Source organism: Amycolatopsis sp. NPDC104587 (assembly GCF_055583645.1).
Window position 1 is genome coordinate 85449 of record NZ_JBVJNO010000013.1, and the last position, 16697, is coordinate 102145.

Genomic DNA, 16697 nt, shown 5'->3' on the forward strand with positions numbered 1-16697 from the left:
CCACCCCACCCCCCCCCCCACAACCCCACCGCCCCGACGGAAGCCCCCCTCCGCTGGCTCCTCGTTTTTTTGTGTGGTGGTTCCCCCCCCCCCCCCCCCCCCCCCCCCCCCCGACAGCCGCGGGAGGGTCAGTCGCGGGAGGTGGACATCGCCCGGCTGATCAGGTCGCCGACGTCGAGGTCGTCGATCGACTCCTCCGGCGCCCGAACGTCCTCGGGGTGGTCGTCGACGAGGCGGATCAGCGCCTCCAGCACGCCCAGCTCGCGGAACCGGTCGAGCGACGCGCCCGCCAGGGCCCGGCGCAGCCGGCTCTCGTCCGGCACCACGACCTCCGGGAACAGCAGCGTCCCGAGGTGGGTCGCGAGGGCGGCCGGGGTCGGGTGGTCGAACACCACCGTCGCCCCCAGCGGCCGGCCGGCCGCGGTCGCGAGCCGGTTGCGCAGCTCGACCGAGGTCAGGGAGTCGAACCCCAGGTCGGTGAACGCGTGCTCCGGGTCCACTTCGGACGCCGACGCGAAGCCGAGCACCTGCGCGGTGTGCGCCCGGACCAGGTCGGCCAGCGCCTCGGCGCGGGCCGCCGGAGCCAGCGACGCCAGGTCCGGCGCCGCCGCCGGGGTGCTGGTCGCCGAGCGCCGCACGGGCAGCCGGACCAGGCCGGTGAGCAACGCGGGCAGCACTCCGGCGCGAGCCTGGTCGCGCAGGCCCGCGACGTCCAGCTTGACCGGCACCGCCACCGGCCCGGCGGCGAGGTCGAACAGGACCTCGCCCTCCTCCGGGGTCAGCGCGCCGAAGCCGTCCCGGCGCATGCGGTCGACCAGCGCCGGGTCGAGGACACCGCCCATGCCGTCGGCGGCCCACAGCCCGTAGGCCAGCGACCGCGCCGGCAGCCCGTCGGTGTGCCGCTGCTCGGCGAGCGCGTCGAGGTAGGCGTTGGCGGCGGCGTAGTTGCCCTGCCCGGGCCCGCCGAGCACCCCGGAGACCGAGGAGACCAGCACGAACTCCGTCAGCTCCCGGTCCCGCGTCAGCTCGTGCAGGTGCCGGGCGCCGTCGGCCTTCGGGCCGAGGACGCGGTCCAGCCGTTCGGGGGTCAACGCGGTGACGACACCGTCGTCGAGCACACCCGCCGCGTGCACGATCCCCTTGAGGTCGGGGATCCCGGCGAGCAGCGCGGCCACGGCGTCGCGGTCGGCGACGTCACACGCCTCGACCCGCACCTCGGCCCCCAGCTCGCCCAGCCGGGCGGCCAGCTCCGGAGCGTCCGGGGCGGCGAGCCCACGACGGCTGGTGAGCACCAGCCGCTCGACGCCGTGGTGCGTGACGAGCCGCTCGGCCAGCCGCGCGCCGACCCCGCCCGTGCCGCCGGTGACGAGCACGGTGCCCGCCGGCTCCCAGTCGGGTTTGCGGCCGGGCTCGGCGCGCACCAGCCGCGGGACCTCGGCGTGGCCGTCGCGGACCCGGACGCGCGGCTCGTTCAACGCCAGCGCCGTGTCCACATCGGACAGTGTGCCGTCCAGGACGACGAACCGGCCGGGGTTCTCCGCCTGCGCCGAGCGGACGAGCCCGGACGCGGCCGCGTCGGCCGGCCCGGTCCCGGTCTGCACGACCAGGCGGGAGCCGGAGAACCGGGGCTCGGCGAGGAACCGCCGCAGGACGTCCAGCACGGCGTGCGTGGTCTCCCGCAGGTCGCCCTCCGGCCGGGGCAGCACGACCACCGGCCCGACCGGCTCGGTGACCTCGTCCCAGCGTTGCCACACCACCGGAGTCACCGCCGGGACGGCCACCGGGACGTGCTCGACGCGGAAGAGCGAGCGGTCCTCCCCACCACGCAGCTGGTCGCCGCTGACCGCGCGGACGACCAGCGAGCCGACCGTCAGCACCGGCGCGCCGGCGAGGTCGGTCAGGTCGACGGCGATCTCGCCGGGCCCGGTGAACCGCAGCCGGGCGCGGACCGCGGTGGCGCCGCTCGCGTGCAGGCTCACGTCGGTCCAGCTGAACGGCAGCGCCCCGGCCTCCTCACCGGCGCCGAGGAACATGCCGTGCAGCGCCGCGTCGAACAGCGCGGGATGCAGGCCGAAGCGCGCGGCGTCGTCGTGGGCCTCTTCGGGCAGCGAGATCTCCGCGTAGAGGTCGTCACCGTGGCGCCAGACCGCTTGCAGGCCCTGGAACAGCGCGTCGTAGGCGAAGCCGCGGTCGGCCAGGTCGCCGTAGAACGTCCCGAGGTCGACCGGCTCCAGGCCGTCCGGCCAGGCAAAGCCGGACGCGGGCGGGGCCGCCTCGGCGAGCACACCGGACGCGTTGAGCTCCCAGGCCTCGCCCGGGACCCGCGAGTGGATCGTGACGGCCGCCGCCGCGGTCACCGCGACCTGCAGCTCGACCGCACCGGCGGGCGGGATGACGAGCGGGGCGTGCAGGGTCAGCTCGGCCAGCCGCGGCAGCCCGGCCTCGTCGCCGGCCCGGACGGCCAGCTCGGCGAGCGCGGCGCCGGGCAGCAGCACCGTGTGGTGCACGGTGTGCCCGGCCAGCCACGGGTGGGTGGCCAGCGACAGCCGTCCGGTGAGGACGGTGCCTTCGGCCTCGGCCAGCTGCAGCCCGGCCGCCAGCAGCGGGTGCCCGGGGGTCTCGAGCCCGGCCTGGCCGAGGTCCGCGGCGCCGGCCGGGGCGAGCCAGAAGTGCTTGCGCTGGAAGGGATACGTCGGCAGGGCGACCGGCCGCGCGCCGGGCAGGACCGCGGCCCAGTCGAGCCGGACGCCCTGGACGTGCAGCGTCGCCACGGCGGTCATCGCGGTGGTGGCTTCGTCCTGGTTCCGCCGCAGCAGCGGCACGCCGGTGTCGACCAGCGCGCTGAGCACGGCGTCCGGGCCGAGTTCGAGGCACTTCGCGGCGCCGAGCCGCTCGACGGCGTCGGCGAACCGGACGGTCTCGCGAACGTGGGTCACCCAGTACTCGGGGTCGGTGAAGTCGGCGTCCACGGTCACCGTCGAGACGATCGGAATCCGCGGGTCATTGAACGTCAACCCGCGCACGACCTCGCGGAACTCGGCCAGCATCGGTTCCATCAGCACCGAGTGGAACGCGTGCGACACGTCGAGCCGCTTGGTCTTGCGGTCCGCGAACTTCGCCGCGACCGCGAGCGTCGGCTCCTCGGCGCCCGACAGCACCACCGAGGCCGGGCCGTTCACCGCGGCCAGGGAGACGCCGTCGGTGAGGTGCTCGGCGACCTCGGCTTCGGAGGCCTGGATCGCGACCATGACCCCGCCCTCGGGCAGCGCCTGCATCAACCGGCCGCGAGCCGTGACGAGCTTGGCCGCGTCTTCCAGCGAGAGCACTCCGGAGACGTGCGCGGCGGCGATTTCGCCGATGGAATGCCCGGTCAGGACGTCCGGGCGGATGCCCCAGGACTCGACCAGCCGGAAGAGCGCCACCTCGAGCGCGAAGATCGCGGGTTGCGCGAACTCCGTCCGCGACAGGTCGCCGAAGTCCGGCAGCAGCGCGCGCACCTCGTCGTAGGCCGCCGCGAACACCGGGAACGCCTCGTACAGCCCGTCACCCATCCCGGCCCGCTGGGAACCCTGGCCGGTGAACAGGAACGCCAGCTTCCCCGGCTGGGGACGCCCGATGATCCCGCGGCCCTCGGCGAGCCCTTCCAGACCGGCCTTCAGGTCGCCGACAACGGCGGCCCGGCGCTCGTGCGCGGTTCGCGTGGTGGCGAGCGAGAAAGCGACGTCCGCGTCGGCCGTGCCCACCAGCGGCAGGAGCGCGCGGGCCCGCTCGGCCAGGGCCGCGTCCGACTTCGCCGAGAGCACCCACGGCACCACCCCGCGCGAGCGGGGTTCACGCGCCGGTTCCTCGGGGACGGCCTCCAGGACGACGTGCGAGTTCGTGCCGCTGATGCCGAACGACGACACCCCGGCCCGGCGCGGGCGGCCGGTCTCCGGCCAGGGCCGCGGCTCGGTCAGCAGCGAGACGGCTCCCGCGTCCCACTCCACCTCGTGCGACAGCTCGCCGGCGTGCAGGCTGCGTGGCAGCACACCCCGGCGCATCGCCTCGACCATCTTGATGATCCCGGCGACCCCGGCGGCGGCCTGCGTGTGCCCGAGGTTCGACTTCACGGACCCGAACCACAACGGCTCTTCGCGGTCGGCGCCGTAGGTGGCGATCAGCGCCTGGGCCTCGATCGGGTCGCCGAGCCGGGTGCCGGTCCCGTGCGCCTCGACCGCGTCGACGTCCGAAGTGGACAGTCCGGCGTCGGCGAGCGCGGCCCGGATCACGCGCTGCTGCGACGGGCCGTTCGGCGCGGTCAGGCCGTTCGACGCGCCGTCCTGGTTGACCGCGGACCCGCGGACCACCGCGAGCACGGGGTGGCCGTTGCGGCGGGCGTCGGACAGCCGTTCCAGCACCAGGACACCGGCGCCTTCCGACCAGCCCGTGCCATCGGCGTCGGCGGAGAAGGACTTGCAGCGGCCGTCCGGCGAGAGCCCGCGCTGACGCGAGAAGTCGAGGAACGTCTCGGGGGTCGCCATCACGGTGACCCCGCCGGCCAGCGCCATCGTGCACTCCCCCGCCCGCAGCGCGCGGGCGGCGAGGTGCAGGGCGACCAGCGACGACGAACACGCCGTGTCCACCGACACCGCCGGCCCCTCCAGACCGAGCGTGTAGGCGACACGGCCGGACAGGACGCTGGCCGACGTCCCGGTGCCGAGGAACCCGGCGACGCTGTCGGGCACGCTGGCCAGCTTCGCGGCGTAGTCGTAGTACATGATCCCGGCGAACACACCGGTGGCGCTGCCCTTCAGCGACGCCGGGTCGAGCCGGGCGCGCTCGCACGCCTCCCAGCTGACCTCCAGGAGCAGCCGCTGCTGCGGGTCCATCGCGAGCGCTTCGCGGGGCGAGATGCCGAAGAACTCCGGGTCGAACTCGCCCGCGTCGTGCAGGAAGCCGCCGTGCCGCGTGTAGGTCTTGCCGGGCAGGCCGGGCTCGGGGTCGTAGAGCGCGTCGACGTCCCAGCCGGGACGGCCGGGGAACGGCGAGATCGCGTCCGTGCCCGCGTCGACGAGGTTCCACAGGTCCTCCGGCGAGCGGACCCCGCCGGGGTACCGGCAGGCCATCGCGACGATGGCGATCGGCTCGTCGGCCGCACCCCGGCGCGGCGCGGTCACGGCGGCCTTCTTCTCCTCGCCGCCGAGCAGCTCACCGGTCAGGAACCGCGCGACGGCGGCCGGGGACGGGTGGTCGAACACGAGGGTCGCGGGCAGCCGCAGCCCGGTCTCGGTGCTCAGTTCGTTGCGCAGCTCGACGGCGGTGAGCGAGTCGAAGCCGAGCTCGGTGAACGGCCGGGTCGCCTCGACGGTGTCCGCGCCCGCACGGCCGAGCACGGCGGCGACCCGGGCCCGGACCAGGTCGGTCAGCGCCGGTTCGCGGTCGCCCTCGGGCAGCGCGGCCAAGCGCGTGACCAGCCCGTTCGCCTCCGCGCCGCGGGCCGCGGTCCGCCGGGTCCGCACCCGGACCAGGCCCCGCAGCAGCGGCGGGACACTCCCGGCCTTCCGGACGGTGGCCAGGTCCAGGCGGACCGGGACGAGCAGCTCCCCGCCGTCGGCCAGGGCCGCGTCGAAGAGGGCCAGGCCTTCGGTGACGTCGAGGGCGCCGAAGCCGTCCCGGCCGATGCGGTCGCGGTCGGCACCGGCCAGGCCGGCGCCCATGCCGTGCTGCCACAGGCCCCAGGCGAGGGACTGCGCCGGTTTCCCGGCGGCCCGCCGCTGCCGGGCGAGGGTGTCGAGGGCGGCGTTGGCCGCCGAGTAGGCCGCCTGGCCGGGCGAGCCGAAGACCCCGGCGATCGAGGAGAACAGCACGAAGAAGCCGAGGTCGCCGGCGAGCTCGTCGAGGACCTGGGCGGCGGTGGCCTTGGCCCGGAAGACGCCTTCGAGACGCTCGGGGGTCAGGGCGGTGAGGACACCGTCGTCGAGGATCCCGGCCGCGTGGACGATCCCCGTCACCGGCTCCCGCTCGAGGAGGGCCCGGACCTGGTCGCGGTCGGCGACGTCGGCGGCTTCGACCCGCACGGTGGCGCCGAGTCCGGTGAGCTCGGCGGCCAGGGCCTCGGCGCCCGGTGCGGCCGGGCCACGGCGGCTGACGAGCAGCAGGTTCCGGACGCCGTGGGTCGTGACCAGGTGCCGGGCCAGCTCCGCGCCCAGGCCACCGGTGCCGCCGGTGACGAGCACGGTGCCGTCGGTGTCCACAGTGGACCCGCCGGACGCCGTGGCGCGGGCGAGGCGCGGGGCGAAGAGCTTGCCGTCCTGGACGTGGACCTCCGGCTCGCCGGTGGCCAGCGCCGTGTCGATGTCGGCGCGGCCGCCGTGGAGCAGGACGATCCGGTCCGGGTTCTCGGCCTGCGCGGTGCGGACCAGGCCGTCGGCGGCGCCGCCGGCGGTCAGGACGACGAGGACACCGTCGTGGTCGGCGGCCAGGAACTGTTGCACCGCAAGGAGCGTCGCGGTCACCGGGTCGGCGCCGGGCACCTCGAAGACGTCGGCAACAGTCACCTCGGCCGTGCCTGCCGGAACGGGGGCGAGCTCGACGCGGTAGAGGCCGTCGCGGGCCGGAGCCGCCGCGGGTGTCACCGCGCGGACGCTCAAGCCGCCGATCGACGCGACCGGCGCGCCGGTGCCGTCGGCGAGGTCGAAGGTGAAGCCTTCCGCCGTCGGGCGGGCGTGGACCCGCAGTTCCGTCGCCCCGCGGGCGTGCAGGACGACGTCCCGCCAGGCGAACGGGACCGAGCCCTGGTCGTCCCCACCGGGGACGGCGGTGGCCTGCAGTGCCGCGTCGAGCAGCGCCGGGTGGAGGCCGAACTTCGCGGCCTGGTCTGCGTCCGGGAGGGCGACCTCGGCGAAGATCTCGTCGCCGCGGCGCCAGACCCGGCGCAGGCCCTGGAACAGCGGGCCGTAGGCGAGCCCGGCGGCGGCGAGCCGCTCGTAGGCGTCACCCAGCTCGGCGGCGTCGGCCTCCGGCGGCGGCCACGCGGCCGGGAAGGCGGAGCTTTCACGTGAAAGCTCCGGGGCGCCGAGGGTGCCGGTGGCGTGGGTGGTCCACGGGTGCTCCGGCAGGCGCGAGTGGATCGAGACCGGACGGCGGCCCTGCTCGTCGGCCGCACCCACCACTACCTGGACCTCCGGCGCGGTGCCGGGGTCGAGCGCGAGGGGCTCCTGCAGCACCAGCTCTTCCACGCCGCCGCAGCCGGTTTCGTCGGCGGCGCGGACGGCCAGCTCGGCGAACGCGGTGCCGGGCACCAGCACCCGGCCGGCGACCACGTGGTCGGCCAGCCACGGGTGCCGGTCCAGGGAGAGCCGGCCAGTGAGCAGCAGGCCGTCGTGGTCGGCGACGGACACCGCGGCGCCCAGCAGCGGGTGGTCGGCCGCCGCAAGGCCGGCCGAGGTGACGTCGGCTTCGTCGTCCTGCGCGAGCCAGAAGTGCTCGTGCTGGAAGGGGTAAGGGGGCAGCTCGGTGAACCTTCCGCCGCCGCCGAGGTAGGCCGTCCAGTCGACGGGCACACCCTGGGTGTGCAAGGCTCCGACGGCGGTGACCGCCTGCATTGCCTCGTCGTGCCCGCGCCGGAGCAGGGGCACGCCGTTGTCGACGAGCGCGCTGAGGACGGCGTCGGGCCCGAGCTCGAGGAACTTCGTGATGCCGTTCAGCCGGCCGGCCGCATCGGCGAACCGGACGGTTTCGCGGACGTGGGTGACCCAGTAGGCGGGGTCGGTGAAGTCGGCGTCCGGCGTGACCGTGGATTCGATCGGGATGCGCGGGCGGCTGAACGTCAGGCCGCGGACCAGCTCGCCGAACTCCTCGAGCATCGGTTCCATCAGCACCGAGTGGAACGCGTGCGAGACGTCGAGCCGTTTGGTCTTGCGGTCGGCGAACCGCGCGGCGAGCGCGAGTGTCGGCCCCTCGGCGCCGGACAGGACAACCGACGTCGGGCCGTTCACCGCGGCCAGGGAAACCCCGTCGGTGAGGTGCTCCACGACCTCGGCTTCGGAGGCCTGCACGGCGACCATGACCCCGCCTTCGGGCAGGGCCTGCATCAACCGGCCCCGCGCGGTGACGAGCTTGGCCGCGTCCTCGAGCGACAGCACGCCGGACACGTGGGCCGCTGCGATCTCGCCGATCGAGTGCCCGGCCAGCACGTCCGGCCGCACCCCCCACGACTCCACCAGCCGGAACAGCGCCACCTCGAGGGCGAAGATCGCCGGCTGCGCGAACTCGGTGCGGGACAGGTCACCGAAGTCCGGCAGGAGTGCGCGGACCTCGTCGTAGGCGGCCGCGAAGACGGGGAACGCCTCGTACAGGCCCTCGCCCATCCCGGCTCGCTGCGAACCCTGTCCGGTGAACAGGAACGCGAGCCCGCCCTCGGTGACCCGGCCGGTGGTCCCGCGGCCTTCGGCCACCTCGGTCAGGCCCGCCGACAGCGTCTCCCAGTCCGTGCCGGCGACGACCGCACGGTACGGCAGCGCCGCCCGGGTCGTGGCCAGGGTGTGCGCGGCATCGGCCGGCTCGGCCGGCCGGGCGGCCAGCAGCCGCGCGGCCTGCGCGGCGAGAGCCGGTTCCGTCGCCGCGGACAGCAGCAGCGGGACGACCGTGGGCGCCGCCGCGGCTTCTTCGGCGACGGCGTCGGGAGCCTGCTCCAGCACGACGTGCGAGTTGGTGCCGCTGATCCCGAACGACGACACCGCGCACCGGCGCGGCTCCCCCGCGATCGGCCACGGCGTGCGCTCGGTCAGCAGCGACACCGGCCCGGCGGCCCAGTCGACCTCACGGCTCGGCGTGCCGACGTTCAAGGTCGGCGGCAGGACGCCGTGGCGCATCGCCTCGACCATCTTGATGATGCCCGCGACCCCGGCCGCGGCCTGGGCGTGCCCGAAGTTCGACTTGACCGAGCCGAGGAACAGCGGCCGGTCGCGGTCGGCGCCGTAGGTCGCCAGCAGCGCCTCGGCTTCGATCGGGTCGCCCAGCCGGGTCCCGGTGCCGTGCGCCTCGATCGCGTCGACGTCCGAAGTGGACAGTCGCGCGTCGGCGAGCGCCGCCCGGATCACGCGTTGCTGGGACGGGCCGTTCGGCGCGGTGAGGCCGTTGGACGCGCCGTCGGAGTTCACCGCCGTGCCGCGCACGACGGCGAGGATCCGGTGCCCGTTGCGCTGGGCGTCGGACAGCTTTTCGAGCACCAGGACACCGACACCCTCGGCCCAGGCGGTGCCGTCGGCGTCGTCGGAGAACGACTTGCACCGGCCGTCCGGGGCGAGGCCGCGCTGGCGCGCGAAGTCGACGAAGATGCCGGGTGAGGCCATCAGGTTGACCCCGCCGGCGAGGGCGAGGGAGCACTCCCCCGCGCGCAGCCCGCGCACGGCCGCGTGCACGGCGACCAGCGAAGACGAGCACGCCGTGTCGATCGACACCGCCGGGCCCTCGAGGCCGAGCTGGTAGGCGATCCGTCCGGAGTGGACACTGCAGGTGGTGCCGGTGAGCAGGTAGCCGTCGACCGCGTCGCCGGGGTTGTGCAGGCGGGGCCCGTACTCCTGCGCGGACACGCCGACGTAGACGCCGGTGGCGCTGCCGCGCAGCGCGGCCGGGTTGATGCCGGAGTGCTCGACGGCCTCCCACGACGTCTCCAGCAGCAGCCGCTGCTGCGGCTCCATGGCGAGGGCCTCGCGGGGCGAGATGCCGAAGAACTCGGCGTCGAACCCGCCCGCGCCGGGCAGGAAGCCGCCGGTGCGCACGTAGGTGGTGCCGCGGTGGTCGGGGTCGTCGTCGAAGAGGCCGGTGGTGTCCCAGCCGCGGTCGGCCGGGAACTCGCCGACGCCTTCGCGGCCGGTTTCGACGAGGTCCCAGAGCGCCGCGGGCGAGTCGGCGCCGCCGGGGAACCGGCAGGCCATGCCGACGATCGCGACCGGCTCGTGCCGGCCGGACTCGACGTCGCGCAGCCGTTCCCGCGTGCGGTGCAGGTCGCCGGTGACGCGCTTGAGCAGGTCCAGCAGCTTCTCTTGGTCCGCCATCATTCCCTCACTGTGGTCAGAAGATCTCGTCGGCGAGGAAGTCGAAGACCTTGTCGACGGCGGCGTCGAACAGCAGGTCGTCGAACTCCTTGTCGCCGTCCGCGGACGCGTACTCCAGCAGCAGCTTCTTCAGCGACTTGGCGACCTTCTTGCGCTCCTTGGGTTTCAGCGCGCGCAGGCTCTTGCCGAGCGCGTCGATCTCCGCCCGCACCCGCTCGACGTCCTTCTCCGCCATCAGGAGATCCCGAGCTCGGTCGCGAGGAAGTCGACGACCTCGTCGGCGCTGGCGTCCTCGAGCCGGCCGCCGACGTCGGACCCGGTCGTGGTGACGCCGTCGAGCAGCTGCCGCAGCCGTGCGGCGATCCGCCCGTCGTCGGCCACGGCCGCCAGCCGGGTCCCCAGGCGCTCGAGCTCGGCGAGCACCGCGTCGGCCGCGTCCACCTCCGGCGGCGCGAGCTCGGCGAGCAGGTGCGCGGCGAGGGCGGCCACGGTCGGGTGGTCGAACACCGCGGTCGCCGACAGCCGCAGGCCGGTGACGGCGTTCATCCGGTTGCGCAGCTCCACCGACGTCAGCGAGTCGAAGCCCAGGTCCTTGAACGCGCGGGCCGGGTCGATCGCGCCGCCCGCTTCGTGGCCGAGCACCGCGGCGGCGTTGTGCCGCACGAGGTCGACGACGACGGTCCGGCGTTCGTCGTCCGGCAGTGTGGCCAGCCGTTCCCGCAGGCCGGTCTCCTGGCGTGCGGTGGTCACGGCCCGGCGGGTGGTGACCTTCGCGAGGCCCCGCAGCACCGGCGCGACCTCGGTGGTGCGGGCGTGGGCCCGCAGCGCGGCGCGGTCGAGCTCGATCGGCAGCACCGCGGCGAAGCCGCCGGCGAGCGCGGCGTCGAAGAGCTTCAGCCCGGTCTCCGCCGTGAGCGCCGGCAGTCCTTCGCGGGCCATGCGGTCGACGTCGGCGCCGGCCAGCCCGCTGCCCATGCCTTCCCGCCACAGGCCCCACGCCAGCGAGACAGCGGGCAAGCCCTGCGCTCGCCGGTGTTCGGCGAGCGCGTCGAGGAAGGTGTTCGCGGCTGCGTAGGACGCCTGCCCGGCCGAGCCGACGGTGCCGGACACCGACGAGTAGAGCGCGAACAGGGCGAGATCGCGGTTCTTCGTCAGCTCGTGGAGGTGCCAGGCCGCGTCCGCCTTGGGGCGCAGGACCCCGGCGAGGCGCTCCGGGGTGAGCGAGGTCAGGATGCCGTCGTCGAGCACCCCGGCGGTGTGCACGACGCCGGTCAGGTCGACGTCCTGGAGCAGCGCGGCCACGGCGTCGCGGTCGGCGACGTCGCAGGCCACGACGTCCACCTGCGCGCCCAGCCCGGTCAGCTCGGCGCGCAGCTCCGCCGCGCCCGGGGCGGCCGGGCCGCGGCGGCTGGTGAGCAGCAGCTTCCGCACGCCGTGGGTGGTCACCAGGTGCCGGGCCACGAGCGCGCCCAGCCCGCCGGTGCCGCCGGTGACCAGCACGGTCCGCCCGGGGTCGAGCGCACGCGGGATCGTCAGGGCGATCTTGCCGATGTGCTTGGCCTGGCTCAGGAACCGGAACGCCTCCCGGGCCTCGCGGACGTCCCAGGTCCGCACCGGCAGCGGGGTCAGGGCGCCGGCGGCGAACAGCTCGGTGAGCGCGTCCCAGATCCGCGCGGTGCGCTCGGGACCCGCCTCGATGAGGTCGAACGCCCGGTAGCCCGGGCCTTCGCGGACGTCGGTCTTGCCCATCTCGAGGAACCGGCCGCCGGGCGCCAGCGTGCGCATCGACGCGTCGACGAAGTCCCCGGCCAGGGCGTTGAGCACCACGTTGATGCCGCTGAACCGCTCTTCGAACTCCAGCGTGCGGGAGGACGCGATGTGGTCGTCGTCGAGACCGGCCGCGCGCAGGACGTGCTGCTTGCCCTCGCTCGCCGTGCCGTAGACCTCGGCGCCCAGGTGCTGGGCGAGCTGGGTCGCGGCCATGCCGACCCCGCCGGCCGCGGAGTGGACGAGGATCGACTCCCCGGCTTGGAGCCGGGCGAGATCAACGAGGGCGTAGTAGGCGGTCAGGAACACCAGCGGGGTGGTCGCGGCCTGCTCGTCGGTCCAGCCGTCCGGGACGCGGGTGAGCATCGGGCGCTCGCCGACGGCGACCGGGCCGATGCCGCCGTGCACCATGCCCATCACCCGGTCGCCCGGCGTGAGGTCGGTGACCGCGGCACCGGTCTCGAGGACGGTGCCGGCGACCTCGCAGCCGAGCGGCCCGGCCTCGCCGGGGTACATGCCGAGGACGTTGAGCACGTCCCGGAAGTTCAGCCCGGCGGCGCGTACCGCGATGCGGACGTCGAGCGGGCCCAGCTCCGGCTCGACGGCGTCCGTCAAGACCAGGTGGTCGACCGTGCCTTCACCGGCCTTGTCCAGCCGCCATGGTCCTTCGGGCGGCAGGAGAACCCCACCTGCTTCGGCGATCCGCGGCACGAGCGGGACGCCGTCGCGCACCGCGACCTGCGGCTCACCGGTGCCCACGGCCAGCGGCACGTCGGCGAGGTCGCCCTCGACCAGGACGAACCGGCCCGGATGCTCGGCCTGGGCGCTGCGGACCAAGCCCCAGACCGCGGCAGCGGCCAGGTCGTGCTGTCGCGTGTGGACGACCAAAGTGGACTCGTCGCGCGTCACCCAGTCCTGGAGCGCCGCGAGAACCTGGGTGGTCGCCCGGTGGGTGGCGGTCACCGGCTCGCCGTCCGTCTCGACGGTCAGCACGGCCGCCGGCTCGACGGGCTCCGCCGCCCGCACCGGAACCCAGTCCACGGTGTACAGCCCGGACGGCAGCTCCCGGCTCCGCGCGGCGGGCCGCCGGACGACCAGCGCGTCGACGCTCAGCACCACCTCGCCGGCGTCGTCGGCCGCGACCAGCGACACGGTGTCCCCGGCCTGGAACGACAGCCGGACGCGCAGCGACTTCGCGTCGCTCGCGTGCAGCCGGACCCCGGACCACGAGAACGGCAGGCCGCCCGCGGACTCGGCGGACTCCCGCAGGAAGAGCGCGTGCAGCGCGGAGTCCAGCAGCGCCGGGTGCATCCCGAATCCGCCGTCGGGCACGGAAACCTCGGCGTAGACGTCGTCGCCGTCCACCCACGCGGACTGCAGACCACGGAAAACGCCGTCGTACTCGAAGCCGGGCAGGTTGTCGTAGTCCAGCTCCCGGGCCTCCCCCGGCGGCGGCCACGCCTGTGGACAACCGCCGCTTTCACGTGAAAGCTCCGCGAGGGTGCCGGTTGCGTGGCGGGTCCAGTCGTCGGCGGTCTCGGGGCGCGAGTGGATGGTGAGCGTGCGGCGGCCGTCGTCCTCAGGCGAGACGACCACCTGGACCTCGGCGGGAGCCGAGAGCACGAGCGGCGCGCCCAGGGTCAGCTCCTCGACGGCCGGGCAGCCGGTCTCGGCCCCGGCGTGCAGCGCGAGTTCCAGAAAACCCGTGCCCGGGAAGAGGATCTCACCGCCGACGCGGTGTCCGGCGAGCCACGGCTGGTCGACGGCCGACAGCCGCGCGGTGAAGACGGTGTCCCCGTCGGCGACCGGGACGACCGCGCCCAGCAGCGGGTGGTCCGCGCGCCGCAGGCCCAGCCCACGCGCGTCCGCGGCCGAACCCGGCGTCAGCCAGAACCGCGACCGCTGGAAGGGGTAGGTGGGGAGGTCGATCCGCCGCCCTCCCGGGGCGAGGGCGGCGAAGTCGACGTCCACCCCGCGCACGTGGGCGGTGCCCAGCGCGGTGAGGAGCTCGGGGACCTCGGGGCGGTCGCGGCGCAGCAGCGGCCGGGCTACGCCGGCGTCGACCAGCGCGGACAGCACACCGTCCGGGCCCAGTTCCAGGTAGGTGCCGCAGCCCGCCGCGCCCAGCGTGCGGGCGGCGTCGGCGAACCGGACGGCGGCCTCGACGTGCCGGATCCAGTAGTCGGCGGTGTCGTGGCCGCCGATCTCCCCGGTGACCGTCGAGACGATCGGCAGGGCCGCCGGCCGGTAGTCGGCCAGGCGCGCGATCCGGCCGAACTCGTCGACCATGTCCCGCATCAACGGTGAGTGGAACGCGTGGCTGACGTTGAGCCACTTCGTCTTGCCGTCGAAGCCGGTGAGCGCGGCGCGCAGGACCTCGGCGTCACCGGAAAGGACAACGGCTTCGTCGCCGTTGACCGCGGCGATCCCGGCGCGGTCCTCGTGACCCGCCAGCAGCGCGCGGGCCGTCTCTTCCGACGCCCGCAGCGACACCATCGCGCCGCCTTCGGGCAGCTGCCGCATGAGCCGGCCGCGCGCGGTGACCAGCATCGCGGCGTCGGCCAGCGAAAGCACGCCGGCCACGTGCGCGGCGGCGAACTCGCCGACCGAATGCCCGCACAGGTACGCCGGGGTCACGCCCCAGCTCTCCAGCAGGCGGTACAGCACGACTTCCACCGCGAACAACGCGGGCTGCGCGTAGTCGGTGCGGTCCAGCAGCTCCGAACGCCCGAAGACGACGTCCCGCAGCGGGACGTCCAGCTGGAGGTCGGCGTGCGCGCAGACCTCGTCGAACGTGTCGGCGTAGACGTCGAAAGCGTCGTACAGCTCGGCGCCCATCGTGACGCGCTGCGCGCCCTGGCCGGTGAACAGGTAGGCGAGGTCCGCCGCCTCCGGCAGCGGGCCACCCCGCAGAACACGCTCGTCGAACGCGGTCAGCGCGTCGGCGAGGCCCGCGGCGTCGGGAGCCACGACGAACGCGCGCTCGGGCAAGGTCGCGCGGGAGCGAGCCAGGGAGAAGGCCAGGTCGGCCGGGTGCGCATCGACGGTCGCGAGCTGCTCGGCCTGGGCGCGCAGCGCGTCCGGGCCGGCGGCCGAGAAGGCCACCACGATCGGCGCCGGCGCCGGCGGCTCGGGCTCGGCGGGCTCCGGCAGCGGCGGCTCTTCGAGGATCAGGTGGGCGTTCGTGCCGGAGATGCCGAACGACGACACCGCCGCGCGTCGCGGCTGCTCCCCTCGCGGCCAGGCCACGGGCTCGGTGAGCAGGGAGACCGCGCCGGCCGTCCAGTCGACGGCCGGGGTCGGCACCTCGGCGTACAGGGTCCGGGGCAGCCACTCGTGCCCGAAGGCCTCGACCAGCTTGATGACACCGGCCGCGCCCGCCGCGGCCTGGGTGTGCCCGAGGTTGGACTTCACGGAACCGAGCCGCAGCGGCTCGGCGCGGTCGCGGCCGTAGGTGGCCAGCAGGGCCTGCGCCTCGATCGGGTCGCCGAGGGTGGTGCCGGTGCCGTGGGCCTCGACGACGTCGACGTCCGAAGCAGACAGTCCGGCGTCGGCGAGCGCGGCCCGGATCACCCGCTGCTGCGAAGGCCCGTTCGGCGCGGTGAGGCCGTTCGACGCGCCGTCCGAGTTCACCGCGCTGCCGCGGACCACGGCGAGGATCGGGTGGCCGTGCCGGCGGGCGTCGGAAAGCCGTTCCAGGACGAACATCCCGGCGCCTTCGGCCCACGCCGTCCCGTCCGCGGCGGCCGAGAACGGCTTGCAGCGGCCGTCCGCGGCCAGGCCGCGCTGGCGGGAGAAGGCGACGAACGGTCCCGGCGTGCCGAGCACGGCGACCCCGCCGGCCAGCGCCAGGCCGCAGTCGCCGGCCCGCAGCGCCCGCACGGCGAGGTGCATCGCCACCAGCGACGCCGAGCACGCGGTGTCGACGGTCAGCGCGGGGCCCTGCAGGCCCAGGGTGTAGGCGATGCGGCCGGAGACGACACTCGGGGCGCTGCCGGTGAGCAGGTGCCCGTCGAGGCCGTCGGGCGCGTCGGCCAGCCGGGTGCCGTACTCCTGCGGCTCGGCGCCGACGAACACCCCGGTCGGGCTGCCCGCCAGGCTCCCGGCGTCGATCCCGGCGCGCTCGAGCGCCTCCCACGCCGTCTCCAGGACCAGGCGTTGCTGCGGGTCCATCGCCAGCGCCTCGCGCGGCGAGACGCCGAAGAAGCCGGCGTCGAACTCGGCGGCGTCGTGCAGGAACCCGCCGTGGCGAACGTAAGTCCGGCCCGGCGTGCCCGGGGTCGGGTCGTACAGGCCGTCGACGTCCCAGCCGCGGTCGTCCGGGAACTCGGAGATGACGTCCCTGCCGTCGTCCACAATGGACCACAGGTCGGCCGGGGAATGCGCGCCGCCGGGGAACCGGCAGCCGATCCCGACGATCACGACCGGCTCCGCGGTGTCCACTGTGGACACCGACGCAGCCGCCGCGGAACCACCGCCGTACAGCGTTTCGTCGAGGAAGTCCGCGACCGCCTCCGGTCCGGGGTGGTCGTAGGCCAGCGTGACCGGCAGGTCGGCGCCGGTCTCGGCGCTCAGCCGCTCGTGCAGGCGCACCGCGAGCAGCGAGTCGAAGCCGAGGTCGGCGAACGTGCGGCCGGCCGCGGGCGCCGGCCCGTCCAGCACCGCCGCCGTCGCGCGCCGCACCAGGCCGAGCAGCGTCCGCCGCCGCTCGGGCCGTGGCCGGCCTTCCAGCCGCCGCAGGGAATCCAGCTCGCTCATGCGCGCACCTCGCTGACGCTCAGCGCAGCCTGAGCCGAAAGCGCAGTGTTGGATGATTCACTCGCAAGCTCGCTCATGCGCGCACTCGCCACCTCGGGTCGCCGGCACAGGGGTCTCGCCGGTCAAGGTAGCGAC

General features: G+C 75.0%; 2 protein-coding genes and 1 pseudogene. All 3 read right to left on the reverse strand.

The features are described 5' to 3' along the window. Nucleotides 1-128 precede the first annotated feature (128 nt). Nucleotides 129-10037: an SDR family NAD(P)-dependent oxidoreductase gene (locus ACZ61C_RS34860; RefSeq protein ID WP_465312352.1), complete on the reverse strand. Its 9909-nt coding sequence runs from the start codon at nt 10035-10037 to the stop codon at nt 129-131. 16 nt (nt 10038-10053) lie between these two features. Next, complete coding sequence (locus ACZ61C_RS34865; RefSeq protein WP_465312146.1) at nt 10054-10272, reverse strand: hypothetical protein; 219 nt, start codon at nt 10270-10272, stop codon at nt 10054-10056. After that, a pseudogene (locus ACZ61C_RS34870) lies at nt 10272-16562 on the reverse strand (SDR family NAD(P)-dependent oxidoreductase); the annotation flags it as partial. The pseudogene ACZ61C_RS34870 and the gene ACZ61C_RS34865, both read right to left, overlap by 1 nt. Nucleotides 16563-16697: the final 135 nt, after the last annotated feature.

Excerpts from the sequence above, each read along its gene's own strand:
- ACZ61C_RS34860 (WP_465312352.1), bottom strand. The coding sequence starts at position 10,037 with ATGGCGGACCAAGAGAAGCTGCTGGACCTGCTCAAGCGCGTCACCGGC.
- ACZ61C_RS34865 (WP_465312146.1), bottom strand. The coding sequence starts at position 10,272 with ATGGCGGAGAAGGACGTCGAGCGGGTGCGGGCGGAGATCGACGCGCTC.